We start from the raw sequence: 24,281 nt of genomic DNA on the forward strand, positions 1-24,281 counted from the left end.
TGTGACACAGCGATAAGGAATAGCGCTATGAGTACTGCCACATCATTTGATTTTAAATCATGGCTACGCAGCCACCCTAATCCTAAAATGAGAAACCTTTTTGTCTTTTTGAAAAAGGTGAGAGCGGCGGGACTGCCAACACCTCGTTTCTACAACAAGCTGGCCTATCGTCTTGTCACGCTGTTACGAATGGGCGTGGAGACTACCTCAAGGCTGCTAATCTACACACCCGCATTCAAAGGAAGAGTAGAAGCCTGCGGCCACTCTCTATACCTGTATAGCGGTTTACCGCTTGTTACCGGTCCACTGGCCATCACACTGGGTAATGAATGTCGGATTTCAGGCCATACGACCTTCAGTGCTCGCACCGCCCCTCACCCTGACCCAAGTATTCAACCTACATTAAAAGTCGGCAGCAACGTCGATATTGGCTGGCAAGTCTCGATCGCCGTTGCTGGACTCGTAGACATTCAAGATAACGTTCGCATCGCCGGTCGCTGTCAGCTTTTTGGCTACTCTGGTCATCCTCTAAATGCCAGCGAGCGAGCGCTCGGTGCACCGGATGAAGATCATCGAATCGGTAACATTGTACTGGAGAAAGACGTGTGGCTCGCGACAGGTGTCACCGTTCAACCTGGCGTCACTATTGGTCAAGGAACCATTGTCGCCGCTGGTAGCGTGGTCACCCACGACCTACCTGCAAACGTCATCGCCGCGGGTTCTCCGGCAAAAGTTGTCAAACAGATTCAGCAGTGAGGCGTGAGCTATGAGAGATCTAATTGTATTCGGTGAAGATTTTGGTGCGCTGCCTTCTAGTACCCAGCACCTAGTGAAGCGCCTGGCTAAGAAAAGACAGGTGTTGTGGATTAACTCCATCGGTCTTCGCAAACCAAACTTCAACCTTAAAGATGCAAAGCGCGCGCTTGATAAGCTGCTCGGTAAGGGAAAGAGCCAAACATTTGTAAAGGGCGAGGTCATCAAACCCGCGTCAATGACAGTGGCTACCATTAAAACGTTTCCAGCTCCCAAGTCGCATTGGGCTCGAACACTCACAGCCAAAGCCATGCTACGTCAGCTTAGGCCAATGATTGAAAAGCTTAACTTACACGACCCAATCGTTTGGACATCGTTGCCAACCGCAGCAGATGTTTGCAGATTGCTCGATAAGCGCTCAACTGTTTATTATTGCGGCGATGATTTTGGATCATTAGCCGGAGTTGATCACGAGACGGTCTTAGAGCATGAAAAATCCTTAGTGGAGCACGCCAGTCTGGTAATCACGGCTAGCGACAAACTATACGGTAAGTTTCCATTGGACAAAACCTGCTTACTCACTCACGGTGTCGATAGTGTTCAGTTCTCAAGTCCCACTCAACCCGCGTCAGATTTACCCAATCGAGGAAGACCAACTGCGGGGTTTTATGGCAGCCTCTCTGACTGGCTTGACTACGACCTAATCAATCAAACCATCGCTGCAATGCCAGATTGGGACTTTGTGTTCATTGGACAATGTGAGCTAGCAAAACGTCCGATCATCGAGGCAGACAACGTCTTTTGCCTTGGACCAAAACCACATCACGAGCTACCTCGTTACAGTCAACATTGGACCGTGAGTTTATTGCCATTTGTGTTGAACCAACAAATCAAGGCCTGCAACCCACTAAAACTCAAAGAGTATCTCGCGGCGCGCCGTCCTATTGTCACCACAGACTTCCCTGCTCTTGATGGCTACCGACAGCATGTGAACGTCATTTCAGATGTCCCTTCGATGGTCACGACCTTGAAGGCGCTTGCTGCAACAGATTCAAAGCTACCAAAAGGCTTGGTGGATAACGAGAGTTGGGACTACCGCGCCAATGCACTAGAAACGTATTTGGAGGCTCTATGAGCGATCTAAAACTGCGTCTACTCATCATAATGACTGCGGCATGGCGACGTCGCTACGCCATTGTCATTCCCATGTTGATTATGCCTATTATCGCCTACGCAATAGGTGCAATGACGCCGCCAAAGTACAAATCCCATACCAGCATGCTGATTCAAGAGACGGCAAAAATGAACCCGTTCTTAGAAGACTTAGCCGTATCAACCATGCTCAAGGAGCGTTTGTCAGCACTTAAAACCCTACTCAACAGCCGCCATGTACTGTTGTCAGTGGCTGAAGACCTAGCGCTAATTGATGACACCATGAGTCCCTATGAACAAGACAAGGTCATCGCCGATATATCCTCTAACCTAACTGTTAGCCAGCTTGGCAAAGACTTCATCAAGATTGAGCACACTGCCTCATCACCAGAAGGAATGAAACCTCTGCTAGAGTCAGTAAGCGTGCACTTCATCGAAGAACTGCTCGCACCCGAGCGTTCATCTATTCGCGACTCCAGTGAGTTTTTAACCATTCATATCAATAAGCGTCGTGAGGCGCTAGAGCAAGCAGAGCAGGCCTTAGCGGATTACTACAATGCGCATTCTGCTGCTACACCCGAAATGCAAAGTGAAAACTTAAGTCGCCTTGCCAAGCTCAAACAAAAACTGGCAGAGAAAAAAGCAGAGTTAGCCGGGGTTGAGAAAAGCTTGGGAACCCTAGATCAACAGCTATCGAAAACCAACCCAATTGTTGGCCGACTCGAAGAGCAAATTATTGAAATTCGAAGCGAGCTGACACTGCTTAAAGCAAAGTACACAACCTCTCACAGTGCTGTTCAAGCCAAAGTTCGTGAGCTAAAACGACTCGAGCAAGAGCGAGCAGTGCTACTAAACAGCGAACAAGCTGGAATCAATTCGGAGCAGCTTTGGGATATCGCTAGCGCAACCAACAGCAGCAACCGTGAGCTGCAGCCATTGCTCATCACTCAACTACAAAACTTACAAATCGTTCGCGGGCGTTACGAGTCGCTTAAGCAAGAAACCGCTAGCCTAGAATCTATGATCAAAGAGCTTACCGACAATGCCCAAAACTACGGTAGCAATGCCAAACAGCTGCTTCAACTTCAGCGTGACGTTTCCCTTAAAAGAGAACTCTACGATGATTTAGTAGAGCGATACGAGATGGCTGAACTGACCGGCTCACTCGGTGTATTCGAAGAGAATAAGCGCGTCAAGGTCATCGATCGTCCCTTCACACCGAGCAGCTCAACGAATCTGCCACCGGCTATTTTTGCCGTTTTAGGGTTAGTTGCGGGGATTGCACTAGGGATCGGTACGGCAATATTTCTCGAGCTCTTCGATACAACTGTCCGTCGTCGCCAGCAGTTAGAAACCGCAGCCAAAGCTCCTGTCATCACGGCGATTCCGCGAATTGTTCAATCCGATTACTAATTTGAGAATCATTTCGACAACCCCAAAAAAAACCATCGTAAACCATTGTTAAATTGAGATTTTTAAACCTGGCATACAAGCTGCAAACAGACAAAAGCAGAAAGAGCGAATCTCAAGGAGAGAACCATGAAAACCAATAACACAAAGGCTAAACAAGGTGGAGATATTCAAAAGCCGACGCTAACGACAGTTCACATCGTTCAGCACTTAGCGCCAGGTGGGTTAGAAACCATGGTTATCGAGCTTCTTAAGCAAACCCCCTCTAACGAGGCGTGCTTCATCATCAGCTTAGAGGGCGATATACAGCAAGCGTTAGAATGCTGGCCTATCTTAAGACATTATCAAACCAGTCTGGTTTTTTTGAGCAAATCTGATGGTCTACAACTCTCTCTATTCAATCAAATCAAGCACGAGTTAAACCGACTCAACGCTGACGTGGTTCATACTCACCACATTGGTCCACTTATCTACGGTGGACTCGCTGCCAAACTGAGCCGAGCACGTACTCGTATCCACACTGAACATGATATGTGGCACTTACAAAACAACAAGCGACGTTTGGTGGAGAAACTCGCCCTGAAAGTCGTAAACCCGATACTCGTCGCAGATGCGGACGAAGTCAGCAAGCAACTCAATGAAATGTTTCCGTTTACTCACTCAACCGTCATCAAAAATGGCATCGACTGTAATCGATTTGTCCCTTCGAATCGCGCTGCAGCAAGACGAATTCTGGGTCTACCTAACGATACCATCGTCATTGGCACCGCGGGACGATTAGTGCCAGTTAAATCGCATACCACGCTTATCAAGGCAGTATCTCGTTTGCCAAATAATACCCACCTCGCGATTGCAGGGGCTGGACCGCTTGAAAACGAACTAAAGCAACTCTGCCACCAGCTCGGCATCAGTCACAAGGTTCACTTTCTAGGTCTTGTAAACGATATGCCAAGTTTTTATCAAGCTTTAGACCTATTTTGCCTGCCTTCAAGCTGTGAGGGCTTTCCTCTTTCCCCGCTTGAAGCGCAAGCCTGCAACATCCCGGTGGTAGTGACGGATGTGGGTGCAGCCAAAGAAACCTTATGCCCTATGTCTGGCATTGCAACAAAGTCCAAACGAGTGTTCAGCCTTCTCAAAGCGTTGGAACAAGCGCTCGCGACAAAACACCGATTTTCACCACGCGATTTCGTGGTCGCAAACAACGATGTGCGAGCGATGAGTCAAGCATATCGCCAATTGACTATCAGAGCCTAAATTCAAGGCATCAGCAACTCAAGGAGCAGATATGCAAGTATTATTGATGGGCTTATTTTGGACGAGCGCTTTCTTAATCGTCTATCATCACGCGATTTACCCTCTCATTCTGCGATGGTGGGCAAAGCGTCACCCACTTCCTGAGATTGAAGACTGTAGTGCTACTTTGTACCGCACTACTGACAACAGTGAGCTACCGTCCATCACGATCATCATTCCAGCTTATAACGAAGCAGAGTGGATTGCTGACAAGATTAGAAACTGCGCGTCACTTGACTACCCCAGAGACAAGCTCAGTGTCGTGATCATCAATGATGGCAGTACCGATGACACTGCCGCGATTGCCGAATCAACGATACAGGAAGCGATTTGTAGTGACACCTTGTTCACCATCGTTAATCACAAAGACAACAAAGGAAAGATATGTCGACTCAATGAATCTTTACCCGTTGTCGATAGCGCTATTACCTGCATCTCAGATGTCTCGGCACTTATTTCAATCGATGCACTTAAGCTCGCAGCCACGCATTTTGAAGACTCGAAGGTCGGCGTGGTGAACTCTACTTACCAACTGCTTGATCAGCAAGAAAGGGGCGAGTCTCTGTATTGGCGCTATCAAAACCAATTGAAATACAGTGAATCGACATTGGGCTCTACCATAGGCGCACACGGTGCACTCTATTTCATCAGAACGGGACTGTTTGAAGCTCTACCGTTTAATACGATTAACGACGATTTCATCATCCCTATGAACGTGGTTCGTGCAGGCTACCAAGCAGTCTACGAGCCAAACATGAATGCCATCGAGATGGAGCCGACTGAGGCAGCGCAAGATTTCAAACGTCGTTTGCGTATCTCTGCGGGCAATATGCAACAACTTCTTGTTTTACTACCTCTGTTCTCACCTCAATACAAAGGAACAGCACTAACCTTCTTCTCAGGCAAGGGACTCAGAGTGTTAACGCCCTACTTAATGCTGATATGCCTTGTAACCTCAGCAATCCTCGCAACAAGCTCTACCCTGTTTTTGGGACTGCTAGTGATACAGGGGAGCATCTATTTTACTGCTGCAGCTAGTGTACTAGTACCAGTACTTCAATCATTTACCGCAATACGAGCGCTCACGTATCTAGTCGTTGGGCATACCGCAAACCTAATTGGTGGTCTTCGTTATCTTATTGGGTTGGAAAACGGAGCTTGGAAACGCACACCACAACAGGAGAATCATCATGAAAAAGGTTAATTTAGAAAAATCACTCATTCGCACCTCTAAGCGCATCTTTGATCTCATTGGCGCGAGTGTCGGCATGATTATCCTTGGTATCTTTTTTGTGCCTGTTGCTATCGCTATTAAGGCAACATCACGTGGCCCAATATTTTATCAGCAGCTTCGCGTTGGTAAGTGGAGCCCAACCAAAATGGACTTCATTCATGTCCTTAAGTTTAGAACCATGTACATCGATGCAGAGTCTCGAACTGGTGCTACTTGGGCGACGGAAAACGACCCGCGTATTACTCCTGTCGGGCGTTTTCTTCGTAAGACTCGCTTAGATGAATTACCTCAGTTCATTAATGTACTGCGCGGCGATATGTCGTTGATTGGCCCACGACCAGAGCGACCTGACTTTTATCAGAAGCTTGAAAACGACATCCCGTTTTTTGTTGAGCGTACCTACGATGTACTACCTGGAATCACAGGTTTAGCCCAAGTCAATCAAGGTTACGACACCTGTATTGAAGATGTGCGTAGCAAAGTGGGTTTTGATCACAGCTATGCTTTATCGCTTTCTTCTTTTAAGACATGGTTGGTAACCGATGTTCATATCGTATTGAAAACACTTAAGATCATGGTTGACGGGCGAGGACGCTAACCAGCGGCGACAATGCGCCTATACGTTGGCAAGGAGAATAACGATGAAAACGACACCTTTACTTCCACTGGAAAGCCCAGGTAAGCCACGAAGAGTAGTATTGATCGTACAGCACTTGGTGCGTGGTGAAATCGAGTTTCAAGTGCTTGAGCAGTTAAAACACGCTAACGCAAATGAGAGGATCTTCATCATCAGCTTGGAGGGCAATATAGAGCAAGCGATTATGTTATGGCCAGAGCTAGAAACCTATCGACAGCAGCTGTTTTTCTTACGTAAAGAGCCTGGCGTGCACCCCTCATTATTCGTTGCTCTATATAGACTACTAAAAGTACTAAAGCCTCAAGTGGTTCATACTCATCATATAGGCCCCCTACTTTATGGCGGAATTGCGGCAAGACTTAGTGGAGTTCGCAATAGAACGCACACAGAGCACTGCACGAAACACTTAGAATATACTCGGCTTGCACGCATTGAAGATGCTGCATTTAAAGCAGCCAGACCCGATATTATCGCTGCGACTCCAACAGTAAAACGCTCCCTAGCGAGCCTATTTCCAAAAGTAACTGCAAAAGTCATTAGACCTGGCATCGATTGCAATAGCTTTTCAAAAGGAGAACTATTGGTCGCACGAGAGCAGCTCAACTTACCCAATGAGGTTGTACTGCTTGGCGCCGATTGTCATGTCGGGGACTCTCCGGGGCTGCTGAGCTTGATGCGAGCACTTTATTATCTGCCAGAGAACGTACATCTTGTGCTAAACAACTCAGCGGGCTTATCGAGTTCCATCAGAGTGTTATCAGAAAAATTGGGAGTCGGCTTACGAGTGCATCAGTTCCAGCACATAATTGACGAGCCATATTTTTATCAGGCACTAGACTTGTACTTCCAGCTTGGTTCGGGAGGCATACATGCGCTATCTGCTTTACGTGCCCAAGCCTGTGGCATTCGTGTGATAGCTATGGAGAGTTGTACGAATAGAGATGCGCTTTGCCCAAGTACTAGTATCCTGACTTCAGGACATCTATTTGCGCTACTAAAACAGATAGAGATCGCGCTCAACTCTCACGTTTCGCCTTCTCCTCGCACGTACACTACAGAAAAGTTTGATATTCAACGAGCTTGCGAAGAGTACCGCTCATTAGTGACGAGACTCACCATATGAAAACTGCAATCAAGAATGAGCAATAAAAAATCCAGCCTAATCGCTGGATTTTTTTGCAGTAAATATAAGCGCAAGTCCGACAAGAATACACGCTATACCTGATAATTTAGTTAAGCTAAACGGTTCATCTAGCCAAGGCAAGGTAACCGCGAGTACATACACCAAAACATAGCTCAAGCTTAACAAGGGATAGGCGACGCCCAATGGTAAATGCTTCAATGCCATTACCCAACATGCCATGGATAATGCATAGCAGCCTAACCCCAAGGCAACACACAATAGTGCAGGCCATGCCGTGGAAAGCAGAGGCGTCACATCCAGTGTATAGAGGAGTGGTTCAATGACCTCCCACTGTTTCGACAGATTGCCCATCCCCCATTTCATAGCGAGTTGAGCAACTGAAATCAAACAAACACTAAGAAGCGCAACGGGAAGACCAGCCTTGATATCTTTCAACACCATTAGTGGGCGCCTCCCAGTATACCAACACCCACCATAATCATCATCACACCTAGCCATTGCTTAGGGACAATAACTTCGCCAAAGGCAAACTTAGAAACCAATAGCATGATGACAAAATTAACGCTGAGTAAGGGGTAGGCCACTGACACATCCCATTGCGTTAGCACACCAAGCCAAGTCAGTGCACTTGTGCCTAAAAAGCCAATGCCTAGGATCATAGGGAAACTTAACAGTTTGCTAATGGCACTCAGCTCTGGGTTTTCTTCAAAATACATTGCAGCCCGCTTTTGCCAATATTGGCTAAGCGAGCTAGCAAGTACAGAAATGATGTACAGTAGGACCGTCATTACTCAGCCGAAACTTGATTGAAGATCAGCGCATGGTAGCGACCACGATCGACGTGTTCATCCGCAACAGGGAAATCGTCTGGTAATGGTGGCAAGTTTCTAAAGTGAAGCAGTACTGGTGCTGTTTTTTGCTTCTCTTTAATAAACGCACTAATGTTTTCAAACGGAATCCAGCGATGGTTAGCATCATCGTAGTTCAAACCGTAATCAACCTCACCCATACCCTTAGTTAGGTATACGTCGGTACGCTTCAAGTACCAATTCAGTGCCGACATCGTGTCAGGGTAATCAGCAATCAACACCATCTCGTCTGTGACTTTTGGAGCAAGCTCTTCCATAAAGCGAGCTGGCATTTTTGAATCGATCGTGCTGTTTGGCACCACTGTTGAGAACAGTGCAAATAGCGCCAGCGGCGACACCATGTAAGCCATGAACTTGTGCTCAAATGCACTCGCTTTCGCTGCGTAAAATGCACATGCCGCCCAGAACCCAAGAATAAACAGTGCAATCCAAGGGCGGTAAGACTCAGTCTCATCCAATGGCAGCTTGCCCATAAAGAACATAACCATCAGCGTCACTGCTACGAGAGCAAAAAAGGCACCATTGATTAACGAGCCAATCGTCAAACCTTTCGCCTTGCTGTTATAGGCTTTGATAATACCGTGTGTAAGCAAAATCGCGATTGGAGCCATACAGGGAAGGATGTAAGTCGCTAATTTACCGCTCGCATAAGAGAACAACAGGAAAGGCATGACTGCCCACCAAATCGAATAACGAATAAGTGGCTTACTAAACTCACCCTTAAGTTGTACGAGCGCTGACGGTACCCAGAAAACCCAAGGTAACGTGCCTAAGAAAAGGAATGGGATGTAATACCAAGCCGGTGCAGCATGTTGAGCGTCTTCTGCAGAGAATCGGTGGATGTGCTCTTCCCAGAAGAAGTAATTCCAGTAATCTGGTTCCGCCGCGTGAATCGCTAAAGACCAAGGTAAGCAAGTGATAAATGCCACCAGCATTACCCACCAACCCCAGCGAAGGATCTCTAAGAACTGCTTCTGCATAATCATGTATGGTACAACGACTATCACAGGCAATGCTAAGGCTAAGAAGCCTTTTGTGAGAACCGCACAACCACAGAAAAAGCCCGCTAAGCCATAGTAAAGCCAACGCTGTTTGGTGGTCGTCGATTCGGTTGCAAAGAAGAAGGCGGCATAACAAGCTGTCAACCAAAACGCCAACATGCCATCAAGTACGCTATAAGTACCGATCGCTGCGACCATAAACATGCTCAAGAATACGCCCGCAGTAAGCCAACCTTGTCTACGATCTGTCATTCGACCAACCAAGGAGACAAGGAATAAAGCACCACCTAAGGATGCAAGTGCAGAGGCGATTCTGACTGCAAAGTTGGTGTCACCGAATAGCACCTGTGCTATCGCGTTAAACCAATAGCCCATGATCGGCTTTTCGAAATAACGAAGGTCGTTAAATGTAGGTACTATCCAGTTACCTGACTCGACCATCTCGCGCGAGATCTCACCGTAACGCAGTTCATCTGGCGACCATAGCGGACGCAAATCTAGCGGGAGTATATACAGTGCAATAAAAAACAGCGGTACCCATACCGCCCAGTTAATTCGTGATTGTTGCATTCTTCATCCAGTTGAATAAAAGCCCATGCATTCATGGGCTCTGATTGATGGCACGTGATAGCGTTGTTGTGCGATTTCTTCGCGCGCTGTTTTACCCCTCCCAGCCTCCCCTTATCAAGGGGAGGAGCAAAAACACAGGCTATGCCTGTCTAGTTCTCCCCTTAATAAGCAGAGGAGAAAAACACAGACGTTGCCTGCCTGGTTCTCCCCTTAATAAGCAGAGGAGCAAAATCAACAGGCTATGCCTGTCTGGTTCTCCCCCTTGATAAGGGGGAGTTAGAGGGGGTAAAACAGCGCGCACGAACCTAACCCAACTCACCGATAACTAAAGCCCCATACGCTCCACAAAAGACGCTTGGTGCGTTAGCCACCCTTCTCGCCCTTCCATTTCGATATTTTTAATCGAGTCTATAGGAAGTGGGGTTTCTGCTTCATTAAGCAGATCTATCATCGGCACGAATTCTATATTTTGTTGCTTAGCTCTGACAATCAATTCTTCAAACATATCAGCACAAACAATACCTTCCACCTCTGCATGGATGGTATACACATTCAGACCATCACGCTTGATGAGCTTAAGAATCGCGTCGTTATAGTTACTGTTATCGACACCATCTTGACCGACTAACTCATCGTAAGTTGGAAGTGTTACAGGAATTTGCGGAGCCATTCCCTCACCCGGAGAGAAGATATGATCGCCGCGGCAATCACTATTATATTTGAAAGGAAATGCGTCTTTTTCTACCAGTGTTTGATCGGTACAACGCCAACCAGCTACCGCACTGCAAGGTAAATCACGACCAGTGATCTCCTTAAGCATCGAATAGCCTTTTGTGATTTCACCACGCAGCTGTTCGGCCGTCATAGTGTCCGTTTTCATCTGCCACTTATGATGATCCCAGGCATGAAGTCCGATTTCATGACCTGCCGTGTCGGTCGCCTCGATAATGTGGCGCAGTTTCTTACCGATCACTGGACCTGGCCAGATCGTTCCACGAATCAGGATATCGTAACCATATAAACTGGCGGCTTTTGAGCGAAGCATCTTCTTCAAAAATGCAGGACGCAAAAGGCGCCAAATATGGCGCCCCATGTTATCAGGTCCAACAGTAAAGAAGAATGAAGCCTTCACTCCGTGCTTCTCGAAAATCTCGAGTAGCTTAGGTACACCTAACTTGGTACCTCGGAAAGTGTCTACATCGATACGAAGACCGACTTTAGTGACTTCATTCTGTTCCATTACTTCTCTTCTGCTACTGCACCTTTAAGGAAGAAATCTAGTGTCTCTTCGATGGTATCGTTCATGTGAACTTTTGGTTCCCAATCAAGCAGCTTCTTCGCGTTTGCGATGCTTGGTTTACGGTGTTGAACGTCTTGATAGCCGTCACCGTAGAACGCTTTACTCTCAACTAGGTTGTAGCCAGCGAATGGAGGGAACTGATCACGAAGTGGGTGGTTCTCAAACTTCTCTACCAGCGTCTCAGCAAGCTCTTTGATACTTGCTTCGTTTTCTGGCGCACCAATGTTGATGATTTGACCGTCACACAGACCTTCTTTGTTTTCGATGATGCGGAATAGCGCTTCGATCGCTTCAGAGATGTCAGTGAAACAACGCTTCTGCTCACCACCGTCGATAAGCTTGATCGGCGTACCTTCAACTAGGTTTAGGATAAGCTGAGTGATCGCACGGCTCGAACCGATACGCGCAGAGTTTAGGCTGTCTAGACGTGGACCCATCCAGTTGAACGGACGGAATAGCGTAAACTTAAGACCGTCTTTCTTACCGTAAGCCCAGATCACACGGTCTAGTAGTTGCTTAGATACTGAGTAGATCCAGCGCTGACGGTTGATTGGACCAACAATCAGTGGCGAGGTATCTTCATTGAACTCAGAGTCTGTAGACATGCCGTAAACTTCAGACGTTGACGGGAAGATAATGCGCTTGTTGTATTTCACACATGCACGAACGATCTTCAGGTTCTCTTCGAAGTCCAACTCAAATACGCGAAGAGGGTTACGCGTGTATTCGATAGGCGTTGCGATAGCCACTAGCGGAAGAATGATGTCACACTTCTTAACGTGGTATTCGATCCACTCGTTGTGGATAGTGATATCACCTTCAACGAAGTGGAAATCAGGGTGGCTTAGGTGCTCTTCGATCTGGTTCGAGTTCATGTCCATTGCATACACTTCGTAACCACCGTCGTCTAGAAGACGCTTAGTTAGGTGAGTACCGATGAAGCCGTTTGCACCAAGGATAAGTACCTTTTGACGCTTCTTAGCGTTAATAAGTGCACTTGCTTGAGGACCGAAACGCATACCTTCAACAAGGTGAAGTTCTGCAGCTAGCTGCTCGCCACCTAGGTAAAGACCGTTTTCAGCCTCACCAGACTTAACAATCAATGAGCCTTGAGCACAAGCGATGGTTAGTGGAGATGTAGCAACGATAGTACCCGGAGTCACGTCGTAAGTTTTATCACTCGCTTCCGCACCCCAGATAATAAGTTTGCGCTCACCTAGGAAAGTGAATGCACCTGGGAATGGTTCAGTCACAGCACGTACTAGGTTAAATACGGTGCGAGAATCATTTGACCACTTAATTTCACCGTCAGCTGGCGTGCGACGACCGAAGTAAGTCGCTTTGCTTTCGTCTTGAGCCGTTGCAGTGAACGAACCATCAACGATAGTTGGCAGCACTTTACTTAGAAGATCGCTTGAAGCCGCGTTCATGCGCTTATGCAGTGTTTCTGCAGTATCTTCATCAGTGATAGCGATCTTTTCTTGACCAACGATATCACCCGCATCCGCTTTCTGAACCATTTTGTGTAGCGTTACACCAGTCTCAGTTTCGCCGTTTACTAGTGCCCAGTTGATTGGAGCGCGACCGCGGTAAGTTGGAAGCAGAGAACCGTGAAGGTTAAAGCCGCCTTTAGGTGCAATATCCAGCACTTCTTGGCTGATCATGTTGCGATAGTAGAATGAGAACAGAGCATCTGGCTTCATTGCGCGGATCTTGTCTACCCATAGTGGGTGGTTTACGTCTTCTGGAGCGTAAACTGGAATACCGTTTTTCGCTGCTAGCTTAGCTACAGATTCAAAAAACACATTCTCGTTGCTGTCATCAACATGGGTGAATACTGCTTCGATCTCAACACCTGCGTCTAGCAAGCTGCGAACACCAGTACAACCGATATTGTGGTAGGCAAACACTACTACTTTCATGGAATATTCCTCTGGATATAAATCTTATTCTTTGTTCTTTGATTCATCAGTCTCACGTGCTTTTTGAGTGGCTTCACCCACCAAAACATCTTGCACGTAAAAACGCGGGCGGGCTCTAACATCAGAGTAAATACGCCCTATGTACTCGCCTAGTAGTCCTAGACCTACAAACTGCGCGCCCACAAATACAAATAGGATGGCAAATAGAGTAAACAGACCGTCACCTGCCCACTCAGAGCCGAATATAATGCGCATCAGCATTAGGATAATACCAAATGCGATACCTGCCGCAGCGATACCGCCACCGATGATGCTCAATAGACGCAACGGCGCCGTAGTCATACTGGTGATTAAGTCAAACATTAGGCTAATAAGCTTCATAAAGCTATATTTCGACTCGCCGTCCGCGCGCTCATCGTGGTGAACGTCAATCTCAGTTGTGTGACGAGAAAAACCATTTGCCAAAACAGGGATAAACGTACTGCGCTCGTGACATTCAAGCATGGCGTCAACAACATGGCGACGATACGCTCGCAGCATACAACCGTAGTCGTTCATCTCAACACCGGTAGAACGCTTAACTAGCTTATTGATAAGCTTTGAAGGATAGCGACGAAGCGCGCTATCTTGGCGATTCTTACGCACGGTGCCGACTGAATCGAACCCTTCTTCAGCTTTAGCGACTAGATTCGGGATCTCTTCTGGTGGGTTTTGCAGATCCGCGTCTAAAGTGATAATGAGGTCACCACGAACTTGTTCGAAACCCGCCATAATCGCATTATGCTGACCATAGTTGCGGTTAAGGATAACGCCAACCACATGGCTACCTTCTTTCGATGATGCTTGTTCAATGATTTCTGCACTGCGGTCACGGCTACCGTCATCAACGAGAATAAGCTCATAGTCTTTACCTAGGCTATCACCAGCTTTAGTCGTGCGGTCAATCAGTTCTTGCAGGCAGTTTTCTTCGTTGTATACCGGTATTACGATAGACACGAAGTTAATGGCTTCATTGTGTTTCATGGTTTATCCAATTATCTCTGACACGGCACTCACTACACGCTCTACGTCGTCCTGAGTCATATCAGGGAAGAGCGGCAACGAGCAAATTTGATTACTGTTACGTTCTGTATTCTGAAGGTTTGGGTTCATCGCCCCAAATAGTTCCGCATAGTTTTCGCGGTAATATTTTTGTGTGTGGCATGCCTTGAAATGGATACCGGCGCCGATGCCCTTCTCTTTCAAAGCTGCAATCAAGTCATCACGCGTTAGCCCTGCCACCGCAGGATCAACACGGACGATCATGAGATGCCAACAGTGTTTGTGATCATGTGAGGCCAGACCTAGCGGCGTAACACCCTTGATCGACTCAAGTTTGCTACGATAAGAGAGCGCAATTTCTGTACGCTTTGCCGTGATCGCTTCAATACGATCCATTTGCCCAAGCGCCAAAACAGCACAAATATCAGGCATGTTGTATTTGAAACCAGGCTCGACAACTTCTGCTTGTGGCGCTCGACCTTGCGTTTCTCGGTCAAAAGCGTCAACACCCAAGCCATGAAACTTGAGACGGCGAACTTTGTCAGCCAATTCAGCATCATGTGTGGTTAGGATACCACCCTCGGCTGTGGTTACGTTCTTGATAGCGTGAGTTGAGAATAAGCAAGTACCGCGCTCACCAATTGGCTTCCCTTTATACTCTGTCCCTAAAGCGTGAGCAGCGTCTTCGACGACCGAAATGCCATACTTCTCACCCAATGCATAGATTGGATCAAGATCAAGAGCCGCTCCCGCGTAATGAACAGGAATAATCAGCTTAGTCTTGGCATTGATTAGGGGCTCAATCTTATCTGCGTCCGTCATCAAGGTATCGGCATCAACGTCAACAAATACTGGCTTCGCGCCAACCAAGGTGATCATGTTGACCGTCGACACCCACGTAAGTGACGGTGTAATCACCTCATCGCCAGGTCCAATACCCATAGCTAGCAAGACCAAGTGCATACCCGCCGTCGCACTGCTGAGCGCGACACTATGTGGTGCACCTGTATGCTGGGAGATTTTGGTTTCTAGTTCTGCGTTTTTGGGTCCGGTGGTTATCCAACCTGAACGAAGCACATCGACTACAGACTGGATGTCTTGCTCGTCGACAGCAGGTCGACATAACGGAAGAAAGGACTGGCTCATTTTTTAAACTCACAGTTAGTTCGTGATGTTAAGCACGAAAAATTGACAATAAAGTTTACTAGGGCGTTCAACGAATTAAAAGGCTTGATATCTATTTCCCACACAAAACATAGACACTCTGTACACATTTGCCGCAAACATTTCTTGGCTGAATTAATATTTACTCATTTTTAGTAAAAAAATAGCGCCAAATGGGCTCTTCGTCTAAAAATGTCAATTAACTCGACAAAAGAGTGGCTTTTTAGCAGCAAAAAACATCGCTAATTACGCAACGTCAACTTTGTGTCAATTTCCCTAGCCCGCTCTACTGACCGCTAGCATGATGGCATAGCAAAGCATTCGACTATGTAACGGTTTGTCGTGAGTTCGTTTGTATCTATCTACTTCAGAGAGTAAACTCTCGCTCTTTTCTTGCCATAACTGACATACCAACAAAGGTAGCGCCCGTGAAACTCAATGACAGCCCAGTAACAGAGCATCACTTTCAAGGTCATCACTTCTACCTAAAAAGGGACGATTTGCTCCACGGTCACTTTAACGGCAACAAAGCCAGAAAGTTTATGACTACTTTGCTTCAACCGTTAGAAGGCAAAACCAGGTTAATTGGTTGGGGTTCAGCTCAAGCCAACTCGCTTACTTCTCTTGCTGCACTTGCAAAAATAAAAGGGCTGCAACTGACATTTTATGTCGACCACAAACCGAGCTGGTTAGACGCGAAACCCATGGGTAATTACCGAACAGCATTGGAGTTAGGTGCAGAGGTTATCTCATTGCAAGAGACCATGGGGCCTAACGCACCACACCCATCAGAGTTTGTCATTAAAGAGCATGGCGATGACCCAGATTGTTTGATAATTCCGGAGGGAGGCCACTTCGAGCAAGCAAAAGAGGGAGTCACTCAACTGGCTAATGAAATTTTATCTTGGTCTCGATTTGAGAAAGGGCGCAATATAAAGGTCGCGCTGCCTTCAGGCACTGGAACGACGGCACTTTATTTAAGTCAGGTTCTTAAGCCACAAGGCATAGAGGTACTGACCTGCCCTTGTGTTTCAGGTAAAGATTACTTGCTTAAACAGTTTGCGGCGCTTGGTGAAACCGAAGACCTACCTACTATTTTAGAGCTCGACACTAAGCATCACTTTGGCAAACTTTACAAACAAGATTATGAGATATGGCAAGCTTTGCAGGAAGAGACCCATATTGAATTTGACCTTCTCTATGACCCCATGATGTGGCGTTGCCTGCTTCCTTGGTTGGAGGCCAATCCAGAAACCACAATCCTGTACGTCCATCAGGGCGGGCTCTTGGGAAATGAGACTATGTTGGCTCGTTACCGTCGCAAATACTGTGATCAGCAGATCGATTGGTAGTCGCAACAAAAAAGGAAGCTCGAGGCTTCCTTTGTAGTACTTGGGTACTATTGATCATTGATGCGAGGTGTATTGCTCAAGATATGACTCTGCTTTTGTTTTCGCTTCAGCAAGTTGACTTGCAGAAAGCTTCATCGCTAGGTCATCACGCAGTTTTTCCGCGGTAGTATAACCGTTTGTAGAGGCAACTGACGCCCATGCATACGCTTCTACGTTATCAAGCTCAACGCCCTCACCCAGAGAATATTTAAACGCTAGGTTTCTTTGACCATAAGCGTAACCATTTTCCGCTGAGCGACGGTACCATTTGACCGCTTCGTCATCATTTTTTTCGATACCGAGTCCTTTAGCGTACATAACCCCAAGGCTATTTTGCGCGACATCGAAACCTTTCTCGGCCGCCAAACGATAGTACTCAACCGCTTTCTCGTTGCTCTTAGGAACGCCGCGCCCCCACTTGTACATACCAGCTAAATAATATTGCGCTTTTACGTGACCTTTTGCTGACGCTTTTTCAAACCAAGCAGCCGCTTCTTTCGCGCTATAGGCAACGCCATGGCCGTTGTCATACATCATGCCAAGCTTGTACATCGCTGTCTCACTGCCTTTCTTAGCGGCTTTGTGATACCACTCGACAGCTTTCACGTCATCTTCTTCTACGCCATTACCTGTAGCTAAACGATCTCCAAGCTCAATTTGAGCATAAATATCGCCACGCTTAGCTTCAGTTGTGACTTCTTTGTTGCTTCGCTTTGAATAATCCTGAACAAATGCAAAGCTCGTTGCACTAAAACACAGACCACATAGTGAAACCGCTAACAGTGTTTTCCGCATCATCTTTTCCCATCCTTAAAGAATTCGTCAAATTCTGCCATATGATGATTAATGTTCTCAGCAAAATATGAATAATTGTCGATACTCTGACAAAGAATTTCGTTCAAGTCACAAAAACATTAGTATTTGCGTACATTATAGCCAATAAGTAGCACGTTATTTTGTAAAGCAACAGTGGCTAGAAACCAATGTTTACTTACTGTAATCGTTTGCAAATACTTCTCGTTTTAGACTGTGTTATTTTGTAGACTTGCAGTATCGTACTGAGAATTAATCAAGCATCTAGAATTGGAGATATTATGGCGTCTAAATGGGCAAAACGATTCATTCAAATGGCAGAATTGGTCGGCTCATGGAGTAAAGATCCATCAACACAAGTTGGTGCCGTCATTACTAAGCAAAACCGTATCGTGTCGGTTGGATTTAACGGCTATCCACACGGCATCTCTGATAGCGCAGAAGTGGATGAGAGAGAAACTAAGTACCTGAAAACGCTGCACGCTGAAGAGAATGCAATTTTGTTTGCAAAGCGGGACCTAGACGGCTGTGAAATCTGGGTCACACACTTTCCTTGCCCGAACTGCGCGGCAAAAATTATTCAAACCGGTATTTCAGTCGTGCACTGCCCTGCTCAAACCGAAGATTTTCTATCTCGTTGGGGTGAAAAAATTTCACTTAGCCAAGATATGTTTGATCAGGCGGGAGTAGAAGTAGACTGGCTTCCAATAGAAAATTAATGTTGTGTAGTGTGTGCAACACGATGCTTTACCAAAAGTTTATTTTTAACTCACTTATGAACTAATCCAAATTTGCTGCCGTAAGTCTCTTTGCGAATAACATGAGCATAGAGGCTTACCATGAATATTATTAAAACATCAGTTATCGCAGCCGCAGCAATCACTATTGCCGGCTGTGGCACCGACTCCGACTCTACACCCACCACACAAGTTCGCGTAACACATGCCAGTCCCGACGCACCTTTAGTTAACGTAAAAGCCAACGGCGCGATATTAAGTGGTCTCAGCAACGTGGACTATCAACAAGGTAGCGGGCTGATCACGGTCGACAGTGGAACTTATGACCTAGCAGTCGACGCTATCGGTGCAGACGATAGCACGGCGGAAGTGCTGTCTGCTCCGCGCACAAACCTAGCTCCAGACATGCAATACGACATCTTTGCGGTGAACAATACCGCGTCCCTCCAAGCTGTTGTTCTCTCAAGGAGCGGCATCAAACCCGATTCAAACTCAGTCCGCATTGATGTGCTGCATGCGCACCCTTCGGTAGGCGCGGTTGATATACACCTAACGACCGACGCGAGCATCAGCGCGAGTTCGGTAGCGATAGCGGGATTGGCATTTGCTATAGATTCTGCAGATTTACCAGTTACCGTTCCAGCTGATACGTACCGAATCAGAATCACTCCAGCAGGCCAAAGCACTGACGCTGATATTGTGTTTGATAGTGGCGATTTGGCCCTAGCAGGTGGCTCTGATCTCATGGTAACAGCTGTGCCAAACGTAGTCACAAGCGGAACAGGTGAATCGCCGGTCGACCTATTGGTCGCCGACGGCAACTCAGTTGCGGTAGTGAGAGACGCCGATGGTAAAGCTGTTGTAAGAGCGGGTCACGCTATTCAAGACGCTCCTGCGGTAGACATCGTTGCCAACGGTGCGACTGTTACTGGATTAACTAATCTTACGTACGAAAATGTAGCGAGTGTTGAGCTGGCACCAGGCAACGTGGACGTTGGTGTTACTGTAGCGGGAACAACTACGCCCGAAGTTATCTCAGTACCAGGTGCGACATTTAGCGCGGGAAGCGAAACGACGATTTTTGCCGTGGGCCGATTGGATGACTCATCACAAGAGGCTCTAGTCATCGAAGACGACCTTCGCGGCATCGCAACCTACGCGAAAATCCGTGTATTGCACGCTAACCCAACTGCGGCCGCAGCTACAGTCGACATTCATGCAGTAGCCGACGGCGGTGCATTCTCTGCAAGTACCGTAGTACTGAGCGGCGTTTCTTTTAAAGACACAGCTGTGCTCAAAGTACCTGCGGGCACTTACGACCTAGCGGTTGCTGAAGCAGGAACGACCAACATTTTGCTACAAAACACTAATGTTCCGGCGGTCGCTAATGGTAATGTGGTCACTGCATTTGCTACTGAAGACTCTATTGCCTTGAACATCGATAAATAGGCTTCGTCATATAGAAAAAGGTCGTGGGAAGGTCCGCGACCTTTTTGTATTTAAAACTTCTTTTCAATCAGACTTTGCTCATCTACAATCCGCCAACCTATAATTGTGATGTATATCACCAACCCTTTGGAAAGCATATCCTTATGACATTCAATGCCAAAACACCGTTTAAAGTAATTTCTTTGGCAACATTATTATTCTCTAGCTGTGTATCAGCGATTGAACTTCCTTTATTTAAAAAAGAAGCGGAAGAGCGTGGGTATACACTTCCAGAAGCGGTGGGGCTCAGCCTTGGGTATATGAATGTCTCTCAAGGGATCAATGTGAATTCGATAGCACTGACTGGTTTACCAAGCTTCATAAAGGATCTCAACATTAAAACAGAGGGTGGTTACCAAGAAAGTGAAGTCTTAACCCTCAAAGCAGACGTGTGGGTCCTGCCGTTTCTAAACTTCTATGCTATTGGCGGTAAACTGAACGGTTACTCTGAAACAACCATTAAATCCGCAAGCGGAAAACTTTTTGGGGTACCCATAGACATTGACAATATCGATGCCCCATTCCGATTGGATCTAGATGGCTACACCTATGGTGCCGGTACGGTCATTGCGGGTGGGTATGAGAGCTTCTTTGCATTGGTAGATGCGAGCTACACAAAAACTAGCCTTACAGTGATTGACGGCGAGATTGACTCAATAGTCGTGTCTCCAAGAATTGGTTGGGATTTTTCTCGAAATACAGATTGGCCGCTTCGCGCATGGGTCGGAGCTCAATACCAAAATATCGAACAAACACTGAGTGGTAATGTTAAAGACCTACCACTTGGTTCGTTGGGCGACCTGGCTTTGCTCGACGATGCGAGATTTACTGTAAATCAGAGCCTCGCAAACAATTGGAACAGCCTTGTTGGCGCACAATACGAATTCACACCAAACTGGGTATTGATAAGTGAACTAGGCTTCGGACAAAGAAAGAGTTTCTTTATCACTCTCGATGCCCGATTCTAAACACTACCTTCTGATTTAAGCCCATCACTCGATTGGCTTTTTCTTGGTCACTTCTAACAATAATGGCAATAGTACAAGACTGAAAACCAATATGCTGCTCAATGCAATCGTAAGGACCAAACCTATAGAATGCATGCCTTGATGCTCCGCAACGATTAGCGCACCAAAAGTCGCTAGCGTCGTCAAGCAACTCACCAGTGAGGCTTTTGGCGTCGAGGTATTAAAGAATGCGTCTAAAGTTCTAACCGAGCGGAATCGCTTCACAATATGAATGCCATTGTCCACCCCTAAGCCAAAGATCAGGGGTATCACGATAATGTTAGCCATGTTCATTGAAAGATTGAGCCAGTGCATCAAGCCAAGCGTTGTCAATGAAGCCAGCCCTAACGGAATAAAGATAAGAATGACATCTCGCTTCTTATCGACGGTCCAAATCAGAATAAGTGCAATAGCGAATACCGACATCATGATTGCTGCTTGAAATGCACCCGTGATAATTCCGCCAACTTCTTGTTCTGCCACGGCTCTGCCTGTGGCGTTAGGCGCTATTTGCTTACTCTCTTTAATAAAGGTTTCTAGCGCCTTCACATTGGTCATATCTTCTTTAGGTGAAATGACGACTAACCATTCTCCTCGCTCACTGATATAACGCTCTCGTAGTTCAACAGGTAAAGAATCTATAGTGACTTGATCCTGATGAGTTAAAGCAGTCAAACTCTTTGAAAGATCCCCAAACAGGTTTGACGCGGTTTTAGCTGGATCAATTGTGGCTGAGAGCAGAGAGCCTCCAATCCAATTGTTCTCCTTCGCCTGCTGCAAAAACTGCTCGTAATTCATTGGAGCAACAGTAACTGGCTCATTGAAAATGTCTTGGATTTGCGCCGTTCTCTTTTCCAACTCATTCGGCATAAAATCACTCGCGATAACCACAGAAGCGATAGACGGTTGCATCACCAAACGCGCTTTCCACTCTTGAGCTTGTTTTTGATCTTTTGCAATGGCAAACAATTGGTAGCTTGAGCCTAGCCCTTCTTGTTGAAGTTGATTTAGCGCCAATACAGATTCTGAGTTAGGGTTTTTCAACACCAAGGTCGAGAAATCAAACTTAAACTGAGTCGCGCCGTACCCCATCCCCAAAGTAAGTGCGACGACAAGAGTAAAAATCAGGCTTTTAAATCTAATGAGCTGAGAGCCAAACCAAGCAAACCTATGTGTATCGGTTTGATGACGAACCGTAGGGTAACCAAATAAGGTAAAGAAAAGTGGAATAACAACGAAAGTCGCAATAAGCCCTAAGATCATTCCAAGCGCTGAAACTATCCCAAGTTCGCCCAACCCTGTGTAAGCGGTAGGATAAAAGCTGAGGAACCCCAAAGCCGACGACAGTGCGCATAAAGAAAGAGGACGAATCGAGTGCGCTATTGCGTGGCGCATCCCGACTTCATTGCTTTCACCTTTGACTCTAAGCTCTTGAATATGAAGACACAGGTGAATAGAAAAATCGACGGCAAGACCGATAAACATGACCATAAACACGATGGAGATCGTGTTGTAATGACCTATCACCAGAAGACCTGCGGCAAAAGTCCACGCTAAGCCAACAAGCACCGTCAAATAACAAGCAATGATGACTCTCAGAGAACGAATACCAACCGCGAGAATAAGGATCAACCCTAACAGAGATGCAGTGCCAGCCACCGTGATGCTGTTATTGGCATCGGCAATTTCATCGAAGTCGAGTGCTGCCTGCCCCGTCACCTTTACGCTAATACTGGCTTGCAGATCAGCTTGTTTTATGCTGGAAGCGATCGCATTCATGATAGCGCGATTCGGTTCTGTTGCCGTAGAGTCCGCATCCGCTACTAAGGTAATGGCATACGCAGACGGCAAGGTCACATCTTCTTGGAAGAAACTCGGCCAATCAACACGATTATCCTCTGTCGCTGTTAATAGCGGATTTAGATTTGGACTTTCGCTTTCTGCTAACAAGGCAAAGTACAGCTCTAAGCTGTTTGCTTGCGCAGCAACAGCAGCGGGTCGTACGGACTCTTCGAGAGACGCCTTAATCTGCTCAAACTCTTTATGAGACAAAAACCCGAGCGCATGCTCTTCAAACCAAGGCAATATTTGTGGTGCAAAGACATGATGAACCAAGGACTGATCGTTCAACGCTTTAGCAATGTCAGAAACAGAAGATTTCAAGACAGCTGGATCGGTGCCAGTGACCAGCAACGTCACGTTACCGGAATCAGGGAAGGTTTGATTGAGATGGTCGAGTTCATCAACCCAGGCTCCCTGTTGCTCAACGAGTGAAGAAAGATCAGCATTCATTTTAAAATGCTGCTGTCCGTACCAAACAGAGATTGCGGTCAGTGCTGTGACGAAAAGTAGAACAAATTTAGGAAAGCGCTGGATAAGTGAGAATAGTCGTTCCACAGAAATTAAAATAACAACGATACAATAGGATAATCATAACCTACTTATCCGAGATAGATAGTTAGTTTCCTGTCATTTCAAATATAAAAAGGGGCTGATAGCCCCTTAGTAATTATGATAGATAAGAGTTAATGATTACTCTTGATCGATCATCCATTTGCGAAATTCTTTGCGCTCGGCTTTAGATGCCTTTAAGTACCAAGCTTTAAGCTGCTCAACGTTGTTTTGGTTAGCAACAGCTTCTGGTGCTTTTTTACTTGTTGCTTCAACTTTTGGCGCTTCAGAAACTACGGCGGTCGTTGCTACTGCAGCCGTAGTTGCCGCTGCAGCGCTAGCCTGTACTACTTCCCCACCCGAGAAAGAGATGCCACGTTGCTCATTATGTTTAGCCACTAGCTCTCCAACGTCAGAATAAGGAAGGAATCCATCACGACCTTGTAATTTCTCTTGGGTGTATTGGAGTGTATTGCCGTCTTGGGTGATACGCCACTCTGGAGAACCAGTGCGAAACGCGGCCTCTGCTTCTTGCTTACTGCGCGCAACAGGGTGATTTATCTTCACTTCGTCGCCAGTGACATTAATATCAATCACGTACGGTGCTGACGTGTAAACCGTTTGACTGCTGCCTCGTCCAACTTTCTTATCCATTCTTAGAACAACTTGGTTTTTGCCTTCTTCAATGGTGTTCGCCGACGTTTTGCTCTCAGCTTCTTGACCATTAATGTAAAGTAAAGAAACTCCTTTCATTGGAATCAGAGTCGCGGCGCTCGCAGACAATGTAAAACCAACTGTTAATAATGCAGCTACGATAGACCTCTTCACTACGGTCACTCCTTTATTATATTTTTTGATGTTTCCCTTCTTGGGAGCAACATCATGCCATATCGGGGCGGTTACCCAAACATTTACATTAAGAAAATGAAGACTCTATCAAGCAAATACCAGTGCAATAACAGAG

Annotated in this window: 21 protein-coding genes; 11 read left to right on the forward strand and 10 right to left on the reverse strand. The window is 46.5% G+C overall.

Going from position 1 to position 24,281, the window contains the following annotated elements; all coding sequences use genetic code 11:
• The first annotated feature begins 27 nt into the window (after positions 1-27).
• The 7 genes from AC6I8U_RS10730 (at position 28) to AC6I8U_RS10760 (ending at position 7,602) form a co-directional block, all read left to right on the forward strand.
• Entirely contained in the window at positions 28-756 is a 729-nt protein-coding gene (locus tag AC6I8U_RS10730; protein ID WP_498016847.1) for an acyltransferase, read from the forward strand.
• 10 nt (positions 757-766) lie between these two features.
• On the forward strand, positions 767-1,888 hold the full coding sequence (locus AC6I8U_RS10735) for a glycosyltransferase family protein (RefSeq protein WP_498016848.1): 1,122 nt from the start codon (positions 767-769) through the stop codon (positions 1,886-1,888).
• Positions 1,885-3,318: a GumC family protein gene (locus tag AC6I8U_RS10740; protein ID WP_498016849.1), complete on the forward strand. Its 1,434-nt coding sequence runs from the start codon at positions 1,885-1,887 to the stop codon at positions 3,316-3,318. The genes AC6I8U_RS10735 and AC6I8U_RS10740 overlap by 4 nt, the downstream gene beginning before the upstream one ends.
• Positions 3,319-3,444: 126 nt before the next feature.
• Positions 3,445-4,569, forward strand: coding sequence for a glycosyltransferase (locus AC6I8U_RS10745; RefSeq protein ID WP_498016850.1), 1,125 nt, complete (start codon positions 3,445-3,447; stop codon positions 4,567-4,569).
• Positions 4,570-4,600: 31 nt separating this feature from the next.
• On the forward strand, positions 4,601-5,812 hold the full coding sequence (locus AC6I8U_RS10750) for a glycosyltransferase family 2 protein (RefSeq protein WP_498016851.1): 1,212 nt from the start codon (positions 4,601-4,603) through the stop codon (positions 5,810-5,812).
• The gene (locus AC6I8U_RS10755) at positions 5,799-6,440 is read left to right on the forward strand and encodes a sugar transferase (protein WP_498016852.1); all 642 of its coding nucleotides are present in this window, start codon (positions 5,799-5,801) and stop codon (positions 6,438-6,440) included. Before AC6I8U_RS10750 ends, AC6I8U_RS10755 begins: the two co-directional genes overlap by 14 nt.
• A gap of 43 nt (positions 6,441-6,483) precedes the next feature.
• The gene (locus AC6I8U_RS10760; RefSeq protein ID WP_498016853.1) at positions 6,484-7,602 is read left to right on the forward strand and encodes a glycosyltransferase; all 1,119 of its coding nucleotides are present in this window, start codon (positions 6,484-6,486) and stop codon (positions 7,600-7,602) included.
• A gap of 36 nt (positions 7,603-7,638) precedes the next feature.
• Here AC6I8U_RS10760 and arnF read toward each other — a convergent pair whose 3' ends face one another.
• The 7 genes from arnF to AC6I8U_RS10795 form a co-directional block, all read right to left on the reverse strand.
• The gene (arnF, locus tag AC6I8U_RS10765) at positions 7,639-8,064 is read right to left on the reverse strand and encodes a 4-amino-4-deoxy-L-arabinose-phosphoundecaprenol flippase subunit ArnF (RefSeq protein ID WP_234494077.1); all 426 of its coding nucleotides are present in this window, start codon (positions 8,062-8,064) and stop codon (positions 7,639-7,641) included.
• Complete coding sequence (locus tag AC6I8U_RS10770; protein ID WP_042474416.1) at positions 8,064-8,411, reverse strand: DMT family transporter; 348 nt, start codon at positions 8,409-8,411, stop codon at positions 8,064-8,066. The genes arnF and AC6I8U_RS10770 overlap by 1 nt, the downstream gene beginning before the upstream one ends.
• Positions 8,411-10,063 (reverse strand): lipid IV(A) 4-amino-4-deoxy-L-arabinosyltransferase, encoded by a 1,653-nt coding sequence (gene arnT, locus AC6I8U_RS10775; RefSeq protein WP_498016854.1) that lies wholly within the window; start codon positions 10,061-10,063, stop codon positions 8,411-8,413. Before arnT ends, AC6I8U_RS10770 begins: the two co-directional genes overlap by 1 nt.
• 325 nt (positions 10,064-10,388) lie before the next feature.
• A complete protein-coding gene (arnD, locus tag AC6I8U_RS10780) occupies positions 10,389-11,303 on the reverse strand; it encodes a 4-deoxy-4-formamido-L-arabinose-phosphoundecaprenol deformylase (RefSeq protein WP_498016855.1) in 915 nt (304 codons plus the stop codon).
• Positions 11,303-13,285, reverse strand: a complete 1,983-nt coding sequence (gene arnA / locus AC6I8U_RS10785; RefSeq protein ID WP_234494080.1) for a bifunctional UDP-4-amino-4-deoxy-L-arabinose formyltransferase/UDP-glucuronic acid oxidase ArnA — start codon at positions 13,283-13,285, stop codon at positions 11,303-11,305. The genes arnD and arnA overlap by 1 nt, the downstream gene beginning before the upstream one ends.
• Before the next feature lie 24 nt (positions 13,286-13,309).
• Positions 13,310-14,308, reverse strand: a complete 999-nt coding sequence (gene arnC / locus AC6I8U_RS10790) for an undecaprenyl-phosphate 4-deoxy-4-formamido-L-arabinose transferase (protein WP_234494081.1) — start codon at positions 14,306-14,308, stop codon at positions 13,310-13,312.
• A gap of 3 nt (positions 14,309-14,311) precedes the next feature.
• The gene (locus AC6I8U_RS10795) at positions 14,312-15,472 is read right to left on the reverse strand and encodes an aminotransferase class I/II-fold pyridoxal phosphate-dependent enzyme (protein WP_498016856.1); all 1,161 of its coding nucleotides are present in this window, start codon (positions 15,470-15,472) and stop codon (positions 14,312-14,314) included.
• A gap of 446 nt (positions 15,473-15,918) precedes the next feature.
• Between AC6I8U_RS10795 and AC6I8U_RS10800 the strand changes: the two genes are divergently transcribed.
• Positions 15,919-16,842 carry a pyridoxal-phosphate dependent enzyme gene (locus tag AC6I8U_RS10800; protein WP_498016857.1) on the forward strand — a complete coding sequence of 308 codons (924 nt, stop codon included), beginning with the start codon at positions 15,919-15,921 and terminating at the stop codon, positions 16,840-16,842.
• Between the two features lie 54 nt (positions 16,843-16,896).
• On the opposite strand, the gene AC6I8U_RS10805 is transcribed toward AC6I8U_RS10800, so the two are convergent.
• Complete coding sequence (locus tag AC6I8U_RS10805) at positions 16,897-17,679, reverse strand: tetratricopeptide repeat protein (RefSeq protein WP_498016858.1); 783 nt, start codon at positions 17,677-17,679, stop codon at positions 16,897-16,899.
• 296 nt (positions 17,680-17,975) lie between these two features.
• On the opposite strand from AC6I8U_RS10805, the gene AC6I8U_RS10810 reads away from it, so the two are divergent.
• The 3 genes from AC6I8U_RS10810 to AC6I8U_RS10820 all read left to right on the forward strand — a co-directional run bounded on the left by AC6I8U_RS10810 (position 17,976) and on the right by AC6I8U_RS10820 (position 20,887).
• A complete protein-coding gene (locus AC6I8U_RS10810) occupies positions 17,976-18,413 on the forward strand; it encodes a dCMP deaminase family protein (RefSeq protein ID WP_234494085.1) in 438 nt (145 codons plus the stop codon).
• A 120-nt stretch (positions 18,414-18,533) separates the two neighbouring features.
• Positions 18,534-19,880 carry a DUF4397 domain-containing protein gene (locus AC6I8U_RS10815; RefSeq protein WP_498016859.1) on the forward strand — a complete coding sequence of 449 codons (1,347 nt, stop codon included), beginning with the start codon at positions 18,534-18,536 and terminating at the stop codon, positions 19,878-19,880.
• 143 nt (positions 19,881-20,023) lie between these two features.
• Positions 20,024-20,887 (forward strand): TonB-dependent receptor, encoded by an 864-nt coding sequence (locus AC6I8U_RS10820; RefSeq protein ID WP_498016860.1) that lies wholly within the window; start codon positions 20,024-20,026, stop codon positions 20,885-20,887.
• 24 nt (positions 20,888-20,911) lie between these two features.
• Here the strand turns inward: AC6I8U_RS10820 and AC6I8U_RS10825 are convergent, their stop codons facing one another.
• Together AC6I8U_RS10825 and AC6I8U_RS10830 are read right to left on the reverse strand one after the other, a co-directional pair.
• A complete protein-coding gene (locus tag AC6I8U_RS10825) occupies positions 20,912-23,218 on the reverse strand; it encodes an MMPL family transporter (protein ID WP_498016861.1) in 2,307 nt (768 codons plus the stop codon).
• Positions 23,219-23,458: 240 nt separating this feature from the next.
• The gene (locus AC6I8U_RS10830) at positions 23,459-24,145 is read right to left on the reverse strand and encodes a YccT family protein (protein WP_498016862.1); all 687 of its coding nucleotides are present in this window, start codon (positions 24,143-24,145) and stop codon (positions 23,459-23,461) included.
• Between the last annotated feature and the right edge of the window lie 136 nt (positions 24,146-24,281).

This window comes from Vibrio sp. KUL80 (assembly GCF_059725495.1).